Here is a 4,416-nt window from a genome sequence, read left to right as displayed (position 1 = left end):
CGGTGGTGGCCAACGGCGATGTCGGCTCGCCGGAAGAGGCGGCGACGATCCTCGAACAGTCGGGCGCCGACGCGGTGATGATCGGCCGCGCCCACTACGGCGCGCCGTGGGCCGCGGGCAGTGTCGCGGCGGCTGCCGCCGATACATCGACGCACGGCATTCCCGAAACGCCGCAAGCGCTCGCCGACTACGTCGCTGCGCATTACGAGGACATGCTCTCGCTCTACGGCGTCGAAAGCGGGCTGCGTCAGGCGCGCAAGCATCTCGGCTGGTATCTCGACCGGCACGCGGCCAGGGCGTCGGCGGAGCAGCGGAAGCGTATCCTCACCTCTTTCGAGCCCACGGAGGTCATCCGAGGGCTGCGCGAGGCTCTTGCCGATCCTGTCATGCTGACCGAAATGCGGAGCGCGGCATGAAGGCGAGCGCTCCACAGCCAACCGAAATGGCGGATGCCGCCAACATCGTGCTGAACACCATCCGCCGCCCGGTGATCATGGTCGATGCCGACGGCTTCATCACTTTCGCCAACGCGGATGCCGAGGATTTCTTCCGCTCCAGCGCTACCATGCTCGCCCGCAACACTTTGTCCAAGCTGGTGCCGTTCGGCAGCCCGCTGCTGACGCTGGTCGACCAGGTGCGCGAGCGCCACGCGCCGGTCAACGAATACCGCGTCGACGTCTCCTCGCCGCGCCTCGGCATCGAGAAGATGGTCGATCTCTATGTCGCGCCGGTGCCGGAGTTCCCGGGTTCCGTCGTGGTGATGTTCCAGGAACGGTCGATGGCCGACAAGATCGATCGTCAGATGACGCACCGGGGTGCCGCCCGTTCCGTCACCGGCCTCGCGGCTATGCTGGCGCATGAGATCAAGAACCCGCTTTCGGGTATCCGCGGCGCCGCCCAACTGCTCGAACTGTCGGCCTCCGACGAGGACCGCGCGCTGACGAGGCTGATCACCGACGAGACCGACCGCATCGTCTCGCTGGTCGACCGCATGGAGGTGTTTTCCGACGAGCGGCCGATCGAGCGCTTCCCCGTCAACATCCATGTCGTGCTGGATCATGTGAAGGCAATCGCCAAAAATGGTTTTGCGAAGCGAATCAAGATTTTGGAAGAGTATGATCCATCGCTTCCTCCGGTCTTCGCCAATCGCGACCAGTTGATCCAGGTGTTCCTGAACCTGGTCAAGAATGCCGCCGAGGCGATCGGCGCCGACCCGCAGGGCGAGATCGTGCTGTCGACCGCCTTCCGGCCCGGCATCCGCGTTTCCGTGCCCGGAACGCAGGACCGTGTCTCGCTGCCGCTGGAATTTTGCGTGCACGACAACGGGCCCGGCGTTTCCGAGGACATCCTGCCGATCCTCTTCGACCCATTCATCACCACCAAGCCGAACGGCTCCGGCCTTGGGCTGGCGCTGGTTGCAAAGATCGTCGGTGAGCATGGCGGCATCATCGAATGCGATTCGACGCCGCGCGGGACCACGTTCCGCGTCCTAATGCCGGCCTGGAAGGAGACTGCGCCCGGCGCCGGCGACGAAGCTGAAGGAGACCGCAAATGACCGTTCGCGGCAATATTCTCGTCGCCGACGACGATGCGGCCATCCGCACCGTGCTCAACCAGGCGCTGTCGCGCGTCGGCCATGAGGTGCGCGTAACCTCGAATGCCTCGACGCTGTGGCGCTGGGTGGCAGCGGGCGAGGGCGATCTCGTCATCACCGACGTGGTGATGCCGGACGAGAACGCCTTCGACATGCTGCCGCGCATCAAGAAGGCGCGGCCGGAGCTGCCGGTCATCGTCATGAGCGCGCAGAACACCTTCATGACCGCCATCCGCGCTTCCGAGACCGGCGCCTACGAATATCTGCCGAAGCCGTTCGACCTCACCGAGTTGCTCAACATCGTCAATCGGGCGCTGGCCGAGCCGAAGCGGCCGAAGCTCGATTCGCGCGCCGACGAGCAGCCGGAGACGATGCCTTTGGTAGGCCGTTCGGCAGCCATGCAGGACATCTACCGCATGCTGGCCCGCATGATGCAGACGGACCTGACGGTGATGATCAGCGGCGAATCCGGGACCGGCAAGGAACTGGTGGCGCGCGCGCTGCATGAATATGGCCGCCGCCGCGGCGGGCCTTTCGTGGCAATCAACATGGCGGCGATCCCGCGCGACCTCATCGAATCGGAACTGTTCGGCCACGAGAAGGGCGCCTTCACCGGCGCCCAGAACCGCTCCACCGGCCGCTTCGAGCAAGCCGAGGGCGGCACGCTGTTCCTCGACGAGATCGGCGACATGCCGATGGAGGCGCAGACGCGCCTGCTGCGCGTGCTGCAGCAGGGCGAATACACGACAGTCGGCGGCCGTACCCCGATCAAGACCGACGTGCGCATCGTCGCCGCCACCAACAAGGACTTGCGGACGCTGATCAACCAGGGCCTGTTCCGCGAAGACCTGTTCTACCGCCTGAACGTCGTGCCGCTGAGACTTCCGGCGCTGCGCGAGCGGTCGGAAGACGTCCCTGACCTTGTGCGGCACTTCTTCAAGCAGGGCGCCAGCGAAGGCCTGCAGACCAAGCGCATTTCGGCGGGCGGCATCGAGCTGATGAAGCGCTATCCCTGGCCCGGCAACGTGCGCGAGCTCGAAAACCTGGTGCGCAGGCTGGCCGCGCTCTATTCGCAGGACGAGATTTCGGCCGAGATCATCGAGACGGAACTCAAGACCGGCGAAAGGCCTGTGGTGCCGGGCGTCGGACCGCTCATCCCCGACGATCTGTCGATCGGCCAGGCGGTCGAGCATTTCCTGCAGCGCTATTTTGCTTCCTTCGCCGGCGAACTGCCGCCGTCGGGGCTTTACCAGCGCATCCTTGCCGAGGTCGAGTATCCGCTGGTGCTGGCCTCGATGACGGCGACGCGCGGCAACCAGATCAAGGCGGCCGAGCTTCTGGGCCTCAACCGCAACACGCTGCGCAAGAAGATCCGCGAGCTCGGCGTCAACGTCTACAAGGCCTCAAGACAGATCTAGACCTTCGATGCCTGCCAGATGCTTTGCCGGCCCCATCTCGTTTGTTCAGCCCGTCAGCCGACGGGCGGAACGCTTTGTTTCTACTTCATATAATTGGTTCAGAGATAGTCTCTGACGGTGTCCGCGATCATTACATCAAGGCAGCTGGCCTTCACGCCGAGGAGATGCTCGGTATCGGAAGAATCGACCAGCAGCGGGCGATCGAAGAGATATTTCATTTCCACGAGCTCATGCATGCCCAGGGCTTCCATCTCGGCGATGGAATAGCAACGCATTGACGCAACCTCCCTTCCAAGCATCGCCGCGGTTCTGCGGATAAGATCGCGGGGCGAAGCGTATTGCGACGGGACATGGAAGGCTCGTCCCCATTCACCCGTGTAGAAGGCTGACGCGACGAGCGTCCGGGCGACGTCCTTGATGAAAGCCCAGGCATGATCGGCGTCGAGGTCTCCCAAGAAGGCGACGGGCTTTCCTTGAACGATGGATGGCAGTGCGAGAAGCGAGAAGTAGGTGACCGCGCCATGCCCCAGATAATCGCTGGAACGCACCTCGATGGCCGGTACGCTGGCTCGAGACACACGCTGCCACATTATCGTCCGAACAGTGCCCTTCCTCGATGTCGGGTCGAGCGGCAAGTCTGAGTGAAGGGAACTATCAGCGTTTTCGCCGTAGCCGTAGAGGTTTCCGAGCAGGATGATCTTCGCATCGACGGCCTCCGCCGCGCGCACCGTGCCGTCGACGATCGGAAAGAAGTCGGTCGGCCACCGGTGATAAGGCGCCATGGCGCACATGAAGATGGCATCCGCGCCCCGGCTGATGCGTGAAAGTTCGGCGGCATCGGTGGCGTCCGCCTGCCTCGCGCGCACGCCGGGCAAATCGATATCGCTCCCGCTCCTGCTTATGAGGACGACATCATGCTCCTGCTCACCGAGCAGGCGCGCCGTCTCGCGCCCGACCGGGCCTGCTCCGACGACAACATAGTAACTCATATGAACCTCTTTGCGTTGGCAAACGAGGCGCAGGTCTAAAGGGCTTCGGCATTGAAAATCGCGCAGGAACCGCCAAATGTTGAGCAGGTTCTGCCATGATTTTGAGGCTCGTTTCACATGCATCCGCAGTTCACTTCGGCCCGGGCCTCGGCTGGCATATCAATCGCTTCACGGCATGTCGAAGCAGGCACCTATCGGCTGCCGCGGGCGGATCATCACCGCATCATGGTTCATGCCAGCGCGGCGACGCGCACCTATTGCAATGACGCCGGGCGATATTTCTTACGGCGAGCTGGTGACATTGATTTCGTACCCGCGGGACAGGAGGGCGGGTTCGAGGCTGAAACCTCATTCGGAACGGGGGAGGTTCGCTTGCCGCCTGTCATGCCCGAGGGGGTGGCGTCGGAGGATGAGG

Annotated in this window: 4 protein-coding genes and 1 pseudogene; 4 read left to right on the top strand and 1 reads right to left on the bottom strand. The window is 63.6% G+C overall.

The window, feature by feature from the left end; all coding sequences use genetic code 11:
• The 3 genes from EOA29_RS26600 to ntrC all read left to right on the top strand — a co-directional run.
• Positions 1–416: tRNA-dihydrouridine synthase (locus EOA29_RS26600; RefSeq protein ID WP_189478999.1), on the top strand; the 416-nt coding region annotated here is incomplete at its 5' end.
• Positions 413–1,555 (top strand): nitrogen regulation protein NR(II), encoded by a 1,143-nt coding sequence (locus EOA29_RS26595; RefSeq protein WP_126094047.1) that lies wholly within the window; start codon positions 413–415, stop codon positions 1,553–1,555. The genes EOA29_RS26600 and EOA29_RS26595, both read left to right, overlap by 4 nt.
• Positions 1,552–3,012, top strand: coding sequence for a nitrogen regulation protein NR(I) (ntrC, locus tag EOA29_RS26590; protein ID WP_126094046.1), 1,461 nt, complete (start codon positions 1,552–1,554; stop codon positions 3,010–3,012). Before EOA29_RS26595 ends, ntrC begins: the two co-directional genes overlap by 4 nt.
• Before the next feature lie 98 nt (positions 3,013–3,110).
• On the opposite strand, the gene EOA29_RS26585 is transcribed toward ntrC, so the two are convergent.
• On the bottom strand, positions 3,111–3,947 hold the full coding sequence (locus EOA29_RS26585; protein ID WP_245468546.1) for an NAD-dependent epimerase/dehydratase family protein: 837 nt from the start codon (positions 3,945–3,947) through the stop codon (positions 3,111–3,113).
• 171 nt (positions 3,948–4,118) lie between these two features.
• On the opposite strand from EOA29_RS26585, the pseudogene EOA29_RS42320 reads away from it, so the two are divergent.
• Positions 4,119–4,416: pseudogene (locus tag EOA29_RS42320) on the top strand (AraC family transcriptional regulator); the annotation flags it as partial.

The organism is Mesorhizobium sp. M1E.F.Ca.ET.063.01.1.1 (genome assembly GCF_003998155.1).
In the GTDB taxonomy this organism is placed as follows: Bacteria; Pseudomonadota; Alphaproteobacteria; order Rhizobiales; family Rhizobiaceae; genus Mesorhizobium.
Note: the sequence above shows the minus strand (reverse complement) of the source record. Positions and strands in the feature narration are given on the sequence as shown.